This window comes from Pseudohaliea sp. (assembly GCF_054552115.1).
Genome location: NZ_JBTOLW010000003.1, coordinates 40,667 through 57,982 on the forward strand (window position 1 = coordinate 40,667; position 17,316 = coordinate 57,982).

The following is a 17,316-nucleotide window of genomic DNA, read 5'->3' on the forward strand; positions in this document are numbered from 1 at the left end:
GTCTTCGCGCCTGCTGCGTATGATTCTCATTTTCTTTTTGGAGATCCTCAGCCCCGTGCCAGCCCCTACCGTCGGCCGCCGCTCCGCGAGCCGGCCACCAACGCTGCGCAAGCGCCTGTTCAGCTGGCACAGCTGGGCGGGCTTCCAGCTCGCGCTACTCAGCTTCACCGTTCTTCTCTCCGGAACCCTCGCGGTCGTCGGAGACGAGATCGACTGGCTACTGGACGAGAATCGTCGCATTGAGCGCTACCAGGGGCCGCCCGCCTGGACCGCTATGCAGGCGACGGTCCGGGAGCGATACCCGGACCTGCCGGTGCAGGCGCTGACCCTTGGGGAATTGCCGACCATGGCGGCACAGGCGCGTCTCCGCCTGGCAGACGGACGGCCGCGGCGCCTGTTCCTTGATCCGGCAACCGGCGCGGCGCTGGGCGAGGGACACTGGCTGTCGGCCCAGCGCCTGCTGCGGGACTTTCATCGCTATCTGTTCATCCTGCCCTCCGGCCTCGGGCTGCCCATCGTTACCGTGGTTGCGGTAATCCTCGCCGTACAGCTGGTGACCGGCCTGGCCACGGTCCGCAAATGGGCCCGGGGACTGCTAACCCTCCGTGCCAACCGGGGCATCCGTGTGTTCCTCGGCGATTTCCACCGCAGCGCCGGCCTCTGGGCAAGCTGGTTCACGGCTCTCATGGTGGTGACCAGCCTCTGGTACTTCGCCGAGTGGGTCCTGCACAGTACCGGCGGGCGTGCCGCGGCGCCGATCGCTGCCATCAGTGCCCCCGCTGCATCCCCGCCCCCGCTGCGCCCGCTCGGCGAATACGTCGCAGCGGCAGAAAGGGCCTACCCCGGCTTCCGCGCCACGAGCATCCTGTTTCCCGACGGGCGCCGGGCACAGCTGGTCATCACGGGCCGTGCGGGCGACTGGCTCGTGCGGGACCGCGCCGCCCGTGTCACGATCGACGCGGCAACCGCCCGGGTGCTTGCCGTGCAGCGCCCGGAGTCGCTGACGACCCTCGAGTACCTTGCCGACCTCGCCGACCCCTGGCACTTCGGCGACGTGGGCGGCCTCGCAACGAAACTCCTCTGGTTCGTCTTCGGCCTGCTGCTGACGGCCTTGTCGGCTACCGGCGTGTGGTTGACCTGGCGGCGCACCCGGGCAGGCGCGAGCCGCTGGCACGCCCTGTCTGGCGGTGTACTGCTGCTGTCCGCCGTATTCGGCAGCGGTTATGTGCTCCGCTACCTCGGGTAACGCTTGCACGCGCCCTGGCGCCGGGCCAACCGCTCGATAGCGTTATTGAGATTTATTTGCATTTGCTGCCCCGTGCGCTACGCTCAGGGAGAGTCAGGGAAAGAAAGCCACCGAAAAGAAAGCCACTGAGGAGGTCTCCATGAGCAGACATTCCGCGACCGAAGCGGCCGGCCGCAGACCCGCCCCCTCCTTCGTGGATTGGCCCTCTACGCCCGGTGCTGCTCCCGGTGCTGCGGGCAGCGCACCGGCCACCGGGTGGAGGACACCAAGGGTGCGTCTTCCCGCCAGCGGCGGCATCGGCTGGCTACTCACCCTGCTGGCCCTGTTTGCCCTGTACGCCGCGAGCTGGCGCTACTTCCCTTACTGAGCGGGCCGCTCAGGACATCGCCGGCAGCTAGTAGCGGACGCCGGCAGGCACCGTGTAGTTCTCCAGCACCTGCACGTAGTTTGCGCGGGCGTAGGCGGCCGGGTCCGGCGCGTGCTCGCAGCTCAAGCTGCCCTTCAGCTGCGTGACCGAGTCGTACTCGCGCTCCTCCAGCCAGCGCCCCAGGGCGTCCAGCATCGCAGCCAGGGCCACGGGGCCCTCGCGGAGCAGCACACTGCACAGGTGGACCACGTCCGCACCGGCGAGCAGGGCTTTCAGCGCGTCGTCGACACAGTGGAAGCCGCCGGTCACCGCAATCCCGCAGCGCGTGTGGCCGCGCAGCATGGCCGTCCAGCGCACGCGCAGGAGCGCTTCCTCCGCGGTGGACAGGGCGAGCCGCGGGACCACCTCGAGGGTTTCGAGATCGATGTCCGGCTGATAGAAGCGGTTGAACAGCGCCACACCGCGCACGCCTTCCCGCTCCAGGCCCCGCACGAGGTCCAGGGGGGCGGTGAACTGCGATGACAGCTTCACCGCAACCGGCAGGCGCACCGCGGCCACGAGACTGCGGGCGATGGCGAGGTAGCGCGACTCCACGCGCTCGGCGGTATCGGCCGGGTCCCCGGCGAGGTAGTAGCTATTCAGTTCCAGGGCGTCGGCCCCCGCCTCCGCAATGGCCGCCGCATGGCCGAGCCAGCCCCCGTCCGTCGTGCCGTTGAGGCTGGCAATGACCGGGATCTCCAGTGCCTCCTTGAACTGCCGCAGGCGCTCCAGGTAGGCCTCCTCGGTACTCTGGTAGCGTGCCGGCAGGGGACGGAAGCTGTCTGCTTCACCGTGGCCGATCCCCTGGTCGTCCAGGAAGCGCGTGAGGCGCTCTTCCTCGGCGATGATCGTCTCCTCGAACAGCGAGGGCAGGACAATGGCTGCCGCCCCGGCATCCTCCAGGCGCCGGGCGCTGTCGAGATCGCCGGTGAGCGGCGAAGAGGATGGTACCAGCGGGTTCTTCAGGGGAAGGCCGAGATAGGCGCTGCTCAGGTCTGCCATGTCACTCACGCTCCTTGCTGCTGCTCTCGACCTGCTTGCGCCGCTGCGCCCTTGCCGCGCTCAGGGTCTCCCCCTCGCTCCAGTCCAGCGCGGCCAGCTGCCGGTAGTGCTCGAAGCGCGTGTCGATCTCGCGCTGGGCCTGGGCCGCGAAGGCCTCGGCAGCATCCGGGTGGCTGTGCCAGAGCATGCTGAAGCGCGTCTCCGACTCCATGTACTGCCGGTAGGGGACGCTGGGCGCCTTCGAGTCCAGCTGCAGCGGGTTCTGGCCCTTGGCCAGGCGCTCCGGGTTGAAGCGGAACAGGGGCCAGTGGCCGCTTTTCACGGCGAGGTCCTGCTGGTGGTGGTTGTTCGACAGGTCGACGCCGTGGGCGATGCAGGGGCTGAAGGCGATGATCAGCGACGGCCCCGGGTGCGCCTCGGCCTCGAGGAAGGCCTTCAGCGTCTGCGTGTCCTTGGCGCCGTAGGCGACGTGGGCCACGTAGACGTCCGGGTATTCCATGGCGAGCAGGGCGAGATCCTTCTTCGCCACCGCCTTGCCGCCGGCGGAGAACTTGGCCACGGCCCCCCGCGGCGTCGCCTTCGAGGTCTGGCCGCCGGTGTTGGAGTAGACCTCCGTGTCCAGCACGAGGATGTTGATGTCCTGCCCGGAGGCCAGCACGTGATCGACGCCGCCGAAGCCGATGTCATAGGCCCAGCCGTCGCCGCCGACGCACCAGACCGACTTGCGACAGAGGTTTTCCGACAGCTCCGCGAGGTTCGCCGCGGCCTCGCCGTCGAGCCCCGCCAGGGCCTCGCGCAGGGTGGCGACGCGCTGGCGCTGCTCGAAGATGCCCGCCTCGTCACTCTCGTCCGCGTCGAGGATCGCGTCGACCAGGGCCGGGTCCAGCCGCTCCCGCAGCGTCGCCAGTAATTCCCGCGCATGCACGGCCTGCTGGTCGATGGCCATGCGCATGCCGAGGCCGAACTCCGCGTTGTCCTCGAAGAGCGAGTTGTTCCAGGCCGGGCCGCGCCCTTCCCCGTTGGCTTTCCAGGGCGTGGTCGGCAGGTTGCCGCCGTAAATGGAGGAGCAGCCGGTGGCGTTGGCAATCACCATGCGGTCGCCGAAGAGCTGGCTGGCGAGCTTGAGGTACGGCGTCTCGCCGCAGCCCACGCACGCGCCGGAGAACTCGAACAGCGGCTCCAGCACCATGGCGCCGGGTATGGTCCCGGTCTTGAGCGCCGGCCGCGGGTACTCGGGCAGGCCGGTGAAGAAGGTCCAGTTGTCGCGCTCATCGTCCCGGAGCGGCGCCTGCGGCGCCATGTTCAGGGCCTTGTGGCTGGCATTGGACTTGTCCCGGATCGGGCAGATGTCCACGCAGAGCGTGCACCCGGTGCAGTCCTCCGGGGCCACCTGGTAGCTCATGAGCGTGCCGTCCGGATAATCCTTGCTGCGCGTGGGCACGGCCTTGAAGGTCGGCGGCGCATCGCCCATGACGCCCGCATCGAAGACCTTGGCGCGGATCGCCGCATGCGGGCAGACCAGGGCACACTTGCCACACTGGGTGCAAAGATCCGCATCCCACACCGGGATTTCCAGCGCGAGGTTGCGCTTCTCGAGTGCGGCAGTGCCCACCGGGAAACTGCCGTCGTCCGGCATGGCGCTCACGGGGATCAGGTCGCCCTGCCCCGCCATGATCCGGCGGGTGACGCGGACGACGAAGCTGTCTTCCTCCGCCGGGGCCTCCTCGGGCGCCTGCGGCATTGCGGTGCCCACGGGCACTTCGTGCAGCCCGGCCAGGGTGGCATCGATGGCCGCGAAGTTCACCTCGACGATGCGCCGGCCCCGGCGCCCGTAGGTCTTCTCCACCGCGTCCTTGATGGCGGTGATGGCCTCGTCCCGCGGCAGCACGCCGGAAATGGCGAAGAAACAGGTCTGCATGATCGTGTTGATGCGCTTGCCGAGACCGCACTCGGCCGCCACCTGGTAGGCATCGATGCAGTACAGCGACAGCCCCTTGGCGATGACCTGCCCCTGAACGTCGGCCGGCAGGCTGTCCCAGAAGCGCTCCGGCGGTTCCGGCGAATTGACCAGGAACACGGCGCCGGGCGCGGCGCGGGACAACAGGTCGACGCTGCCGAGGAAATTCGGCTGGTGGCAGCCGACGAAGTCCGCGCTGTCCTCCTCGATGAGATAGCTGGAACGGATCGGCCGGGGTCCGAAGCGCAGGTGTGAAACGGTGGTGGCGCCGGATTTCTTCGAGTCGTAGACGAAGTAGCCCTGGGCGTGGAGCGCCGTGGCCTCGCCGATGATCTTGATGCTGTTCTTGTTCGCACCCACGGTGCCGTCGCTGCCGAGCCCGTAAAAAAGCGCCTGGAAGCAGCCCTCATGGGCATCGGTGCGGAAGCCATCGTCCCAGGGCAGGCTGCTTCCGCTCACGTCGTCGTGAATGCCGATGGTGAAGCCGTCGGCCGGCGTTTCCCTCACGAGTTCGTCGAGCACCGCCTTCACCATGCCCGGGGTGAATTCCTTGGATGACAGGCCATAGCGGCCACCGACCACCCGGGGCAGGGCCGGGAGGCGGCGCTCGCCCATGGCGTCGCGGGCCAGCGCCGCGACCACGTCCTTGTAGAGCGGCTCGCCGTCTGCGCCCGGCTCCTTGGTGCGGTCGAGCACGGCAATGGCCCGGGTCGTCACCGGCAGCGCCGCCAGCAGCGCCTGCGCGTCGAAGGGCCGGTAGAGACGGACCTTGAGCACCCCCACGGGCTCGCCCTGGCGGACGAGGTAATCGACCGTCTCCTCGGCCGCCTCGGCGCCGGAACCCATGAGCACCACCACCCGCTCCGCCGCCGGGTCGCCGACGTAGTCGAAGAGCCGGTACTGGCGACCGGTGAGCGCGGCGAAGGCATCCATGGTGTCCTGGACCAGGCCCGGGAACGCCCTGTAATAGGGATTGACCGTCTCCCGCGCCTGGAAATACACATCGGGGTTCTGCGAACTGCCGCGCAGCACCGGGTGCTCCGGCGACAGGGCCCGGCGGCGGTGAGCATGCACGGCCGCTTCGTCGATGAGGGCGCGCACCGTCTCCTGCGACACCGCGGCCAGCTTGGCCACCTCGTGGGAGGTGCGGAAGCCGTCGAAGAAGTGCAGCACCGGGACGCGGCCGCGAAGGGTGGCTGCCTGGCTGATGAGCGCCATGTCCTGCACTTCCTGCGGGCAGTTCGCCGCCAGCATGGCAAAACCCGTGCTGCGCGCCGCCATCACGTCGCTGTGGTCGCCGAAAATCGACAGCGCCTGGCAGGCGAGGGAGCGCGCAGCGATGTGGAACACCGTCGGCGACAGCTCACCGGCAATCTTGTACATGTTGGGCAGCATCAGGAGCAGCCCCTGGGACGCAGTGAAAGTGGTGGTCAGCGCACCGACCTGCAGGGCGCCGTGGATCGCGCCGGCGGCGCCGGCCTCGCTCTGCATTTCCACCACCCGGGGCACGCTCCCCCACAGGTTCTGCCGCCCCTGCGCCGACCACTCGTCGGACCACTCGCCCATGGGCGAGGCCGGCGTAATCGGGTAGATGGCGATGACTTCGCTGGTGAGGTGAGCGATCCGGGCCGCCGCCTCGTTACCATCGATGGTGAGAGTGCCTGCGGCATCCATGGCCGCCTCCCGGGACTGCGAATGACGCCTCTATGCTCCTCCCGGAACCGAGGCCGGGGCATTGACCTCGGTCAGGAATCGGGGCAATTGGCCAGGGAGCCGCCTCACGGTCGTCCGAGGGGGTGGATGGCGGGCGTGAGTCCCAGGGCAGACAGCCGGGCGCGCACCTCCGCCTCGTAGACCGGGTTCATGAGTATGACGTGGTCCGGCGGCGCCGCCCGAAGCGCCTCCGGTGCCATCACCGGCTGCCCGGCCCCGGCGACGAAAGCCCCCTGCTTGTAGGGGTCGATATCGACGACGCCCGCGACGTAGCCGGCCCCGTCGATAACGCAGAGAAAGGCGCTCGCCTTGGAACCACCGCCCCAGAGCACGACGCGTTCCCTGGCGGCCCGGCACCGCGCCAGGAAAGCGGACCAGCGGGCGCGGTGCTCCTCGACCCGCTCGCTGAAAACCTCTACCGGGGCCTGGATATGCCGGCTGCCTGCGGCTTCCGGCACGGCACCGGCTGCCGCTACCGGGCGGGCGAGCATCAGCAGGTACTGGTCATCGTAGTCGAGCCACAGGTCGACCGGCGCAAAGCCCGCGCGGCGGAACAGCCCGTCCAGCGAGGCCAGGGTGAAGTAGCTGCAATGCTCGTAGTAGACATCCCAGAAGGCGCCTTCGCCGAGGATGCGGGCCGTGTCGGGCACCTCGAAGAAAAGCAGCGGCGACGCCTTGCCGATGGCTTTGCGCAGTTCCTCCAGGAAGTCGCGCACGGGACCGATATGCTCCAGCGTGTGTCGGCAGGCGATGACGTCGGCAGCGTGGATTCCCCGGGCCCCCTCCCACAACGCGGGCTCGACCTGCCAGCGTTCACCCTCCCCGTCACCGGCCCGGCCCGGGACGAAGGTCGGATCGTAGCCGATGCCGACGTTGTCACCGCGACTGCACAGGGCCGCCAGGAACTCGCCCTTGCCGCAACCGATCTCCAGCACGCGCTGCCCGCACACGCCATGCGCGGTAACCAGCCGCTCCACCAGGCCCGCCAGCCAGGCGCTGAAGGTGGGCGAGCGGCCCTGGCTTTCCTCGCAGCGGGCCGAATAACGGTGCACGGAGGGGTCGAAGGCGCGATTGAAGATGAAGCCGCAGCGGTGGCAGAGCGCGAGCTGCAGGGGACGGCGGGGAAAGGTGAGTGCCTCGTCCCGGCTAGCCATCAGGCGGGTGGAATGAACAGGCAGCGCCGCCACCCGGTAGAAGTCCCGGAGGTCGTCGCCGCTACACGCCGGGCAGCGATCAGCCACAGCCCGGGCCCAGGATCTGCAGCTCCGGCAGGGGCACGATCAGCCGTCCTCCCCCGGCGAGATAACCGGCGAGCTGCCCGGCGATCTCCCGCTTGAGGTTCCAGGGCAGCAACAGCAGCGCGTCGGGCGGCGAGGCGGTGAGATGTTCGACCGGGTAAACCGGCAGGTGGACCCCGGGCACCCGGCGGCCGTGCTTCGGCGGCGCCCGGTCGACCACGTAAGCCAGCAGCCGTGCGGACTCACCGAGGCTGTTGAGCAGGATGGTTCCTTTGGCAGCGGCACCGTAGGCCGCCAGAGAAAGGCCGCGGGCGGCGAGCTCGCGCAGGCAGCGGTCGAGGGCGGCAACGCGCACCTCCACCGCGTTGGAGAAGCGCGCCCAGGCTTCGGGTTCAAGCACCCCGGAGCGGGCCTCCAGCGCCAGCAGTTCCGCCGCGGCTTCCGAGCGCCCCGGTTCGCGGCCGGCAAGCACGCGGAGGGAGCCACCGTGGCTGGCAAGGCGCCGGGCATCCTGCAGGTGAAGGCCGTGGCACGCGAGCAGCCGTTCGAGGGCGTGCAAGGAAAAATAGCAGCGGTGCTCGTGATAGACCGTGTCGAACTCGCAACGCTCGAGGAGCGCCTGCGCGTGGTGGGTCTCGATGAGGAGTCGCCCGCCCGGGCGCAGGAGCAGGGCCATGCCCGCGAGGAGGTCATGGGGGTCGGGCACATGCGCCAGCACGTTATTGGCCACCACGAGGTCGGCCGCGATGCCTTCCGCAAGCAGACGGCGGGCCATCGCCAGCGAGAAGAAGGCTTCGCGGGTGTCGATGCCGAGCTCCCGGGCGCGGGCCACGGCAGCCGGCGCCGGGTCGACGCCCAGTACGGGGACACCGAGCTCCCGGAACCAGCGCAGGAGATAGCCGTCATTGCTGGCGACCTCCACCACCCGGCTGGTGGCTCCCAGCCCGAAGCGCGCCACGGCGTCCCGGGCGAAGGACCGGGCGTGGGCGAGCCAGCTCTCGGAGCAGGACGCAAGGTAGGGAAAGTCGGCGTCGAAAAGCGTCTCGGCCGCGGGCAGGCCGCCCGGCGGCTCCAGCAGCTGCACGAGGCTGCAGGCTGCGCAGAGCACCAGGCGCTGGGACCAGCGCCGCTCTGTCTCCGCGGTCTGACCGGAGGCCAGGAAGGCATTCGGTGCCGGCATGGGCCCGTAGTCGCGCACCGGGTGCAGCCCCCGGCGACCACAGCCACGGCAGTGCCCGGCCCCCGCCGCGGCCGCAAAGTCCATGGCCCCGATGCCCGGGGGCTCAGGCGGGGCCGGCAAGTGCAGTGCTCCGCGGGCGCAGCGCAGCGTCCAGCTCGCCGGCCGCGAGCCGCCGGCGCAGGTGTGCCAGGCGCTGGTAGCGATGGCCCTCAAAGTCATCCCGCGACAGGCCGACGCGCCGGTAGTGCTCGAGCAGGTCATCGATGCCCTCGCGCACGGTCCACTGCGGCTGCCAGCCCTCGAGCGTCGTTTCCGCCCGGCGGCAATCGACCCGGTAGCTGCGCGCGTCCACCGGGGCGCCCTCCGCCATGGCGGCGCCGGCGCCGGGAACTGCGGCGGCGACCAGCCGGGCCACCTCATGCACGCGGTAGTTCTCCGCCGTGCGGCCGATGTTGAAGGCCGTGCCATGCACGTGGTCCCGCGGCGCCTCGAGCGCTGCGACAAAGGCGTCGGCCACGTCCTCGACATGGACCAGCGGGCGCCAGGCGAGCCCCCGGCTCTTGAGGAAAACCCGCCCCGTGGTCAGCGCCCACGCGACCAGGTTGTTGACCACGAGGTCGAAGCGCAGGCGCGGGCTGTAGCCGTACACCGTCGCATTGCGGAGAAAGACCGGGCTGAACCCGTCCTCCGCGAGGGGAGCGATCCCGCGCTCCGCATCGACCTTCGAGCGCCCGTAAGGCGTGACCGGGCGAAAGGGCGCGTTCTCATCCAGGAAGTCGTCTCCGGCGGCGCCGTAGAGGCTGCAGGACGAGGAGAATACGAAGCGGCGCACGCCGGCCTCCCGGGACAGCCGGGCAAGGCGGACGCTGGCCCTCGCGTTGATCGCATCGGTGAGGGCCGGGTCCAGGTCACCCAGGGGGTCATTGCAGAGCCCCGCCAGGTGGATCACCGCGTCAAAGCCGGCGAGCTCCGCCACCGCGAGGTCGCGTAGATCGCGGCCGAGGTTCGGGCAGGGGGCGGGCTCGGCGCCGAAGCTGCACGCGGCGAAGAGATCCGTATCGCAGCCGACGACGCTGTGGCCCCTCGCCCGCAGCCGCGGCACCAGGCAGCTGCCCAGGTAGCCGAGATGCCCGGTGACGAGGACCCGCTGCACCTTCAGCTGATCGACCATGCTGGCAGCAGGGTTTCAGTCATGCCGTCGACCAGGGCGCCGCCCCGGCGTCCCAGAGCCGCTTCAGCAAGGCGAGGTCCCGCGGTGTGTCCACGCATTGCCAGAAGCCGCGGTGCCGGAAGGCCATCAGTTCGCCGTCCCGCGCAAGGCCCTCGAGCGGCGCGCGCTCGAAGGCCGTCCGGTCGCCCTCGATGTAATCGAGGACGCCGGGCTCTAGCACGAAAACCCCGCCATTGATCCAGCCCTCGGCGGCCTGGGGCTTCTCGGAGAACTCAACGACCCGGTCGCCGTCAAACTCGAGGTGCCCGAAGCGCGCCGGCGGCCGCACGGCAACCACGCTCGCCAGCCTGCCGTGGGCCTCGTGGAAGGCAAGCAGCGCCGGCAGGTCGATATCGTGCACGCCGTCCCCCCAGGCCAGGAGGAAGCGCTCCTCACCGAGGAAGGACCCGAGGCGCCGGACCCGGCCGCCGGTCTGCGTGCGCAGGCCGGTCTCCACGAGATCCACGTCCCAGTCCGGCACGGGCTCACCGTGACGCTCGAGGCGATTCCGCTTCAGCGACAGGCTCACATGGCCGTGCAGCCGGGCGAGGTCGGCAAAGTACTGCTTGATGATATCGCCCTTGTAGCCAAGGGCGATGGAAAAGTCCCGGAACCCGTGGCGGGCGTAACCCCCCATGATGTGCCAGAGCAGGGGCCGGCCACCGACGTCGACCATGGGCTTGGGCTTGCTCTCGGTCTCGCTGCCGAGGCGCGAACCGACCCCCCCGGCAAGAATGGCTACTTTCATCGTGCTCCCCCGGCCAGTTCGCGCAGCAGCAAGCTGGCATTGCGCGGGCCCGTATGATGCCGCGCCAGCGGCCAGCGCAACAGGCAACGATAGCAGGCAAGCCGCTCGCCGGGTGCCAGCTCCGCACCGCGCACGGCGCGCGCGTACTCCAGCCAGCGGCGCCAGGTGTGACGGACACCACGGCCCGAGGCACGCGGGTCGAACCAGGCGCGGCGCTCGTCTTCGTCCTCGAAGCGGTGAATCGACGCCTCGGCGTGCTCGCGGCGTTCGAAGAGGCGCTCCGCCACAAGCACCACCTTACCGCTCAGGCTGAGCTGCGCCAGCAGGTTGCGGTCCGCACCGACCCAGTCGCCGTGGCGGACCGTGCCGAGCAGCACGTCGCGGCGCATGACTCCGAACACGGCACTGCAGATATGGGGCGTGCTGATCGCGGTCCAGAAGCGTTCGGCGGGGGTCTCCTGGTCGAAGGCACGCTCCTGCGCGTAGCGGCCCTTCACCCGGCCGCGCTCATCGATGCCGTCGCTCAGCGTGTGGCAGAGGACGACGTCGGGCCGGCGATCGAGGACGTCGATACAGGCCCTGAGGAACCCCTGGCGGCAGACATCGTCATGTGCCGCCCACTTGAAATACTCGCCCCGCGCCTCCTCGAGCGTGCGGTTGTAGTTTGCGGCGGCGCCGAGGTTTTCCGGCTGGCGGAGGTAGCGTACCCGGTCGTCGCCCGCCGCGAAGACACGGCAGATCTCCGCGGTGCGATCGGTGGAGGCGTTGTCCGCGATGATCAGTTCGAAGTCGCGGAAGTCCTGGTCGAGCAGGCTGCCGAGGGCGGCGGCCAGGTAGTTCTCACCGTTATACACCGGCAGGCCGATGCTCAGCCGCGGTGCGCCTTCCCCGCCGATGGCGCCGCTCACCGGCGCAGGGCTCCTGCCTGCCGGCTCACCTCCCGCACCGCGTCGAGGCGGGCGGCGCGCTGCTCGCAGGCGGCGGCTTCCTCGTCCTCGCCCAGGGCGCGGCAGGTACGCCCGAGGGCGCGCCATGCCTCCCGGTGCCCGGCATCGAGGGACAGGCAGGTGCGCAGGACATCGGTGGCCAGCGGCAGTCTGTCCTGGCCGAGGAGCGCCTCGGCCAGGGCAAAATGGGCCTCGGGCCGGGCCCGGTCGAGGTCGATGGCCTCCAGCGCCGAAGCGATCGCGTCCTCCCAGCGGCTTCCGGCGAGAGCGACCCGGGCGAGGCCCAGGCAGGCCGCGGCGCTCTCCGGGTCACGCTCCAGGGCCTTGCGGAAGGCACGCCCGGCCTCGTCCCAGCGCTCGAGGGCGAGGTAGACGCGGCCGATGGCGAGGTGAACCCCGGGGCGCATGCCCTCGCTCTGCTCGGCCCGGAACAGGTTGGCCAGGGCCCGGTCGTGCTCACCGGCGGCGAGTTGCAGCTGCGCCAGCTGGATGCGCTCGTAGGGCCGCGGGTCGGCGTGGTCGACCACTTGCTCGAGAAGCGCCCCGGCACCGGCCCGGTCGCCGCAGGCCCGCAGGCAGCGGGCGAGGTGCAGGCGCACCCGGTCGTCGTCCGGCCGCGCCCTGTAGACACGCTCCAGCAGCCCTCGCGCCGCCCGCGGGCGGCGCGCATCGAGGGCGGCGATGGCGAGGTTGAAGTCGCGGTCCGTGCGCGCATCCTCCGGGGTGCCGAGATCGTCGTCCCCGGCGCCGTCCAGCCAGCGCTGCTGCCGGGCGCTGACCAGCGCCGTGCCGCGCTCGCCGGGGGTCAGCGACTGGCCGGCACCCCGAAGGGGAACCAGCTCGTAGCTGCCTCGGGGCGCAACCTCGGCAACCCCCGGCATCATCTCGCGCAGGCTCCGCCCCGGCAGGTCCGCCGCGCCGGGCACACCCAGCAGCGCCAGTGCCGTCGGCACGACGTCGAGGAGCCCCGCACCCTGCACCGCCCCGCCGGCCTCGATAGCGGGACCCGCCGCGGCAAAAAGTCCGTGCTCGCGGTACCAGGGCACGCCACCGCGCTGCTCGAAGGCCGTGCGCGCATCCTGCGGCCGCAGGTCGCCGGCCTGCATCCCGCGCTCCGACACCAGCAGCACCGCCGTGTCTTCGGTACAGGCATGATCGAGCAGCGCGCCGAACAGGAGGTCGAGATAGCGGCACGCGGCATCCAGCGTGCCGCGGTAGCGCTCGAAACGGCCGTCGGGGAGGTAGGGAAGCTGCGGCGGACGGCAGGCCATGAACGGTGGGCCGAGCAGCTCGAGCAGGTCGTAGCGGACCATGCCGAGCCGCCAGTCGTCGGCGGCGAGAAGCGCCATGGCAGCGGCGTGCACGTTGACGTTGCGCGCCAGGGAGAGCGCCAGCTGGGTCAACATCGGATCCGCTTCGGCCTCGGCGGCTTCCCGGTCCGCGAGGAAGAAGTCCATCTCCTCGGCGAAGAAGTGCATCGGCGAAAGGCGGCTGCCGGCAAGCTCTTCGCCCCTGGCCAGCGGCCGGAAGCTATCGGCCGGTGGTGCCTCGAGCGCATCATCGCCGCCACGCCGGAGCAGGAAAAAGGCGTCGCTGGCGCAGGCACCGCGGAAGGCCGGCAGAGGGTAGGTCAGCGGCCAGTTCACCACCGCGCTCGCGCCCCCGGCGGTTTCCACGAGATCCCACAGCGCCCGGGCCTGTCGATCCCGGGCGGATACCGGATCCACCCCGCCGCGGGCGTCGGCCACGGTGCCGTGCACCACACCGTGGGAGTCAGCGCGCCGGCCGGTGGCAAGGCTGGTCCAGAGCAGCGGCTGGCACTGCGGCTGCAGCGTACGCAGCCGCCCGCGGGCGCCACGGGCGAGAAAGCGCGAAAGATTGGGAAGTGCCCCCGCGGCGAGCAGGGGCTCAAGCAGCAACCAGTCAGCGGCGCTCCAGCCGACCAGCAACAAGCGCCCAGCCGGCGCCATGGCGTCGGCGATCAGCCCCGTCGATCAGGCGTGGGCGCGTTGCCGCCGATAGAGGGCCAGGCCACCGAGGGCCAGGAGGCCGAGGGACAATGGAATGGCGACGTTACCGGCGGGGACGGCTACCGCTCCCCCGCCGCTCAGGCGGATACAGGTCCCGCTGTCTACCGGTTCACCCGGCTCGCTGCCGAAGCAGGCGGTGACGACATTGGTGACCAGGGAGCCCGCTTCGAACTGTACCTGGATCAGGGCGTTATGCGTCTCCCCGTCAATGTCGAACTGCACCCCGAAAAACCCGCTCTCGCTGACACCGCTGGCGCCGACTTCAAAGGTCGGGTCGTAGTCGTAGGAACAGCCGAGAAAATTGGTGTAGGTATCGAAGGTCTCGCCACCCGACGGAAAAGCGCCGGAGACCAGCGCGGCGTAGCCGTCCGTCGTGTCGGCAACCTGCGTAGCCCCGAGTGCATCCAGCGCCACCCGGCCCGGGCTGGTTGCAGGCGAGTCGCAATCTCCTACTGCCTGCACCTCGAATTCGAAATCGTCGGTACCATCACCGTCGATATCAAAAAGAAAGATATCTAAGGTTTCATCCGGCGTGGTGAAGGTCGCCGGCGCGTTGGGCGACAGCGTTGTCGCCGCATGGGAGCCGGATGCAAACACAGCACTCACCGCTGCGGTGGTGTAAAGGCTCAGTCGTTGCTTGATCAGGTTGCTCTCACGATCGACAGTGGCGTCCATGGCTCCCCCGGAACTCCGTAGCAATATGCGCTGACGCGCTTTTTCTTCCACTCGACTGGCCTGCGACGCTATAGCTGTTTAGCTGTTCCTGCGCCTTGCATCGCAGCGCCCGCCCGCGCTTAATGTAGCCTGTCCGGTGCCGTGCTGCAAACCGGCTGCGAGCCGGGGCAGGCCATTGCCCGTGCGCGCAAACACCCGCAGCGGAGAACCTCTGTGACACTACACGTGCTTTTTGCCTGGGAACTGGGCGGCGGCTTCGGCCACCTCGGGCGCCTCCGGCCCGTGGCAGCGACACTGCTGGCCCGGGGGTGCCGTGTCAGTTTCGCCCTGCGACGCGTGGGCAGTACGGCTTTCCTGCCCCGGGGCTGGCCGGCCTGGGCGGCGCCGGTACCCGACGCCGGCGCGGTCCCGGGCCGCCTGCGCGAACCGGCAAGCTTCGCCGACATTCTCTACAACGACGGTTTTACCATCGACGCGGAGCGTCGCGGTATGGTCCGCGCCTGGCGCACGCTCCTCGACACGCTGCGGCCGGATCTGCTGGTCTGCGACTTCGCCCCCGGGGCCCTGCTGGCCAGCCAGGGCACGGACGTCCCCCGGGCACTGCTCGGCACCGGCTTCGCCTGCCCGCCGGACAGGGTACCCCTGCCGGACCTGCGCGCCTGGCAGGACCACTACCCGGAGCGGCTCAGGCAGACGGAGGCGGCGGTCACGGCGGCGCTCAACGCAGAGCTTGCGGCGCTGGGCGAGGCCCCGGTCAGCGGCGTCGGAGAACTGCATACGCGGGTCAGCGCCAACCTGCTGGCAACCTTCCCGGAGCTGGACCACTACCCCGGGCGTGACGACGCCCCCGAAACGCCCGACTACCGGGGCACCTGGTCCGAGCTGGGCGGCGCGACGCCACCCTGGCCTGCCGGTGATGGCCGCCGGATCTTTGCCTACCTGAAACCCTTTCGCGGCCTCAGCCCGCTGCTCGACCGGCTCGAGGCGAGCGGCGCCGGCGTCCTGGTCTTCACCCGCGCCGCCCTGGACCCGGCCCGCTGGCGGCGGGGCAATCTCGTGCTGACCGATGAACCAGTGGACCTGGAGGCTGCGCTCGAAAACTGCGACCTCGCGGTCTGCCACGGCGGCCACGGCACCGTGGCCAGCGCGCTGCTCGCCGGTGTCCCGCTGCTGGTGCTGCCCATCCACGTGGAGCAGTACCACACCGGGCAGCGGGTGGAGGCACTCGGCGCCGGCCGCGCCGCCCCGCTGGACGATGGCGCGGCCCAGCACGAAGCCCTGGACGCCCTCCTCGCGCGGGGCGCCGGCCGGGCGCAGGCGCGACGCTTCGCAGAGCGCTACCGGGACTTCGACGGCGATGCGGCCCTGGCGGGCGTCGCCGACACCCTCGAGCGTATCGCCGCGCGCAGCTAGCCCCGCGGCACCAGCGCCAGCTGCCGGGACTGGGCAACGAAGTGCCCTGCCGCGTCCCAGAGTTCGCCATCTTCCTCCATGAGGCCGCCGGCGATGAAGCGGGTGCTGAAGCGGCAGCGCAGCCAGCCCGGCGCCGGGATGGCGCGCAGATGCGCGGTGAGTTCAACGGTTGGGGTCCAGTTCACCGGCAGGTTGGCGTTGAAGATCGTCGGCGGGAAGGCATCGAGGGCCAGGAGCAGGGCGCAGGCATCGAGGGGCTCGTCATCCAGCAGGCGGAACCAGCCGCGGAAGAGCGGCCGGCCCGAGGGCTTGCCGGCCTTGAAGCCGGCGTCCTCGGGGTGCAGCCGCAGGTCGATGCGGTCCATCATCGCCGGCGGAAAGCCTTCGGGGGCGGCCCGCACCCGCGGGCACTCGTCCGGCGGCGGCAGCTCGGGCGGCTGCTCCTCGATGCGCGCGGGTCCCTCCAGCGCACCGAGATCACCGAAACCGCCGAGCAGGCGCAGCAGCGGTTTCTCCGCGCTGGACAGGGTCGCCGACAGTGTCGCGAAGCGGCGCCCCTCCTTGACCGTTTCGCAATCGATGACCAGCGGCCCCGGGCGCCCCGGCGAGAGGAAGTGCGCACTCAGGGTAACCGGGTGCGGGCGCCCCGATACCGCCAGCATCGCCCGCGCTGCGATCGCCAGCAGGTAACCGCCGTTGGCGTTGCCGACCACGTCCCAGCCCTCGCAGAGCGTAGCGCCGTAGCGTGTCGCGGTGACGGCCTCGACGGCCGTGTCGGCATGAAATCCCATGGGCATCGGTCCTTGGCAGCGCGAGCAGGAGAGCGCAAAGTAGGGTGTTTTCCGGGGACGGTCAATGCAGGGCGGCACCGAGGAGGCCGGCAGCGCTCAGACCCGGCCGCTCCCGGCAACGCAGCCCGGCAACGCAGCCCGGCAACGCAGCCCGGCAAGGAGACACCATGGACCCCGCAGTCGTTCTCTCGTTCTGGTTCGAGGAACTGGCGCCCCGCGCCCGGTTCCGCCGTTCCGACGCGGTCGACGCGGCCATCCGCGAGCGTTTCCTCGACACCCTCGAGGCAGCGGCCGCAGGCGAGCTCTGGCAGTGGCGTGCGACGCCGCCCGGGCGCTGCGCGGAGATCATCGTGCTCGACCAGTTCTCCCGCAATCTTTTCCGCGGCAGCCCCCGCGCCTTTGCCCAGGACGCCATGGCCCTGGCGCTGGCCCAGGAGGCCGTCGCCAGCGGCGACGACCGGCGCATGAATGAGGACCAGCGGTACTTCACCTACATGCCCTACATGCACTCCGAATCCCTCATCGTGCACGATGAGGCGCTGCGCCTGTTCACCGCCCTCGGCAACGCCACTGCCCTGCACTACGAGCAGCGGCACCGCGAAGAGATCGAGCGCTTCGGCCGCTACCCGGGGCGCAACGCCGCCCTCGGCCGGGAGAACAGCGAGGCGGAGACGGCCTGGCTCGCCGCTGGCGGCGGTTTCTGAGCCTGACAGTACTGCGGGGCAGGACGGTGCCCGGTCTCAGGGTCTATACTCGGGGC

Annotated in this window: 13 protein-coding genes; 3 read left to right on the forward strand and 10 right to left on the reverse strand. The window is 70.3% G+C overall.

Annotated elements, in window-relative coordinates; translation table 11 throughout:
• The first annotated feature begins 55 nt into the window (after positions 1 to 55).
• The gene (locus tag ACX93N_RS02615) at positions 56 to 1,246 is read left to right on the forward strand and encodes a PepSY-associated TM helix domain-containing protein (protein WP_459426831.1); all 1,191 of its coding nucleotides are present in this window, start codon (positions 56 to 58) and stop codon (positions 1,244 to 1,246) included.
• A gap of 394 nt (positions 1,247 to 1,640) precedes the next feature.
• On the opposite strand, the gene ACX93N_RS02620 is transcribed toward ACX93N_RS02615, so the two are convergent.
• The 9 genes from ACX93N_RS02620 to ACX93N_RS02660 all read right to left on the reverse strand — a co-directional run bounded on the left by ACX93N_RS02620 (position 1,641) and on the right by ACX93N_RS02660 (position 14,352).
• Positions 1,641 to 2,654 carry a dihydroorotate dehydrogenase-like protein gene (locus ACX93N_RS02620; protein WP_459426832.1) on the reverse strand — a complete coding sequence of 338 codons (1,014 nt, stop codon included), beginning with the start codon at positions 2,652 to 2,654 and terminating at the stop codon, positions 1,641 to 1,643.
• Between the two features lies 1 nt (position 2,655).
• Positions 2,656 to 6,285 carry a pyruvate:ferredoxin (flavodoxin) oxidoreductase gene (nifJ, locus tag ACX93N_RS02625; RefSeq protein WP_459426833.1) on the reverse strand — a complete coding sequence of 1,210 codons (3,630 nt, stop codon included), beginning with the start codon at positions 6,283 to 6,285 and terminating at the stop codon, positions 2,656 to 2,658.
• A gap of 104 nt (positions 6,286 to 6,389) precedes the next feature.
• Positions 6,390 to 7,565, reverse strand: coding sequence for a class I SAM-dependent methyltransferase (locus ACX93N_RS02630; protein WP_459426834.1), 1,176 nt, complete (start codon positions 7,563 to 7,565; stop codon positions 6,390 to 6,392).
• A complete protein-coding gene (locus ACX93N_RS02635; RefSeq protein ID WP_459426835.1) occupies positions 7,558 to 8,826 on the reverse strand; it encodes a class I SAM-dependent methyltransferase in 1,269 nt (422 codons plus the stop codon). The genes ACX93N_RS02630 and ACX93N_RS02635 overlap by 8 nt, the downstream gene beginning before the upstream one ends.
• Positions 8,827 to 8,845: 19 nt before the next feature.
• Positions 8,846 to 9,913: an NAD-dependent epimerase/dehydratase family protein gene (locus ACX93N_RS02640; RefSeq protein WP_459426836.1), complete on the reverse strand. Its 1,068-nt coding sequence runs from the start codon at positions 9,911 to 9,913 to the stop codon at positions 8,846 to 8,848.
• Positions 9,914 to 9,932: 19 nt separating this feature from the next.
• Positions 9,933 to 10,700 (reverse strand): glucose-1-phosphate cytidylyltransferase, encoded by a 768-nt coding sequence (rfbF, locus tag ACX93N_RS02645; protein ID WP_459426837.1) that lies wholly within the window; start codon positions 10,698 to 10,700, stop codon positions 9,933 to 9,935.
• On the reverse strand, positions 10,697 to 11,608 hold the full coding sequence (locus tag ACX93N_RS02650; RefSeq protein ID WP_459426838.1) for a glycosyltransferase family 2 protein: 912 nt from the start codon (positions 11,606 to 11,608) through the stop codon (positions 10,697 to 10,699). The genes rfbF and ACX93N_RS02650 overlap by 4 nt, the downstream gene beginning before the upstream one ends.
• Positions 11,605 to 13,617, reverse strand: coding sequence for a tetratricopeptide repeat protein (locus tag ACX93N_RS02655; protein ID WP_459426839.1), 2,013 nt, complete (start codon positions 13,615 to 13,617; stop codon positions 11,605 to 11,607). The genes ACX93N_RS02650 and ACX93N_RS02655 overlap by 4 nt, the downstream gene beginning before the upstream one ends.
• A gap of 24 nt (positions 13,618 to 13,641) precedes the next feature.
• Complete coding sequence (locus ACX93N_RS02660) at positions 13,642 to 14,352, reverse strand: hypothetical protein (protein WP_459426840.1); 711 nt, start codon at positions 14,350 to 14,352, stop codon at positions 13,642 to 13,644.
• Between the two features lie 213 nt (positions 14,353 to 14,565).
• Between ACX93N_RS02660 and ACX93N_RS02665 the strand changes: the two genes are divergently transcribed.
• Entirely contained in the window at positions 14,566 to 15,765 is a 1,200-nt protein-coding gene (locus ACX93N_RS02665) for a glycosyltransferase (protein ID WP_459426841.1), read from the forward strand.
• Here ACX93N_RS02665 and ACX93N_RS02670 read toward each other — a convergent pair.
• Entirely contained in the window at positions 15,762 to 16,556 is a 795-nt protein-coding gene (locus ACX93N_RS02670; RefSeq protein WP_459426842.1) for a thioesterase family protein, read from the reverse strand. The genes ACX93N_RS02665 and ACX93N_RS02670 overlap by 4 nt on opposite strands.
• Before the next feature lie 167 nt (positions 16,557 to 16,723).
• Here ACX93N_RS02670 and ACX93N_RS02675 point away from each other — a divergent pair, with 167 nt between their 5' ends.
• A complete protein-coding gene (locus ACX93N_RS02675) occupies positions 16,724 to 17,260 on the forward strand; it encodes a DUF924 family protein (protein ID WP_459426843.1) in 537 nt (178 codons plus the stop codon).
• Positions 17,261 to 17,316: the final 56 nt, after the last annotated feature.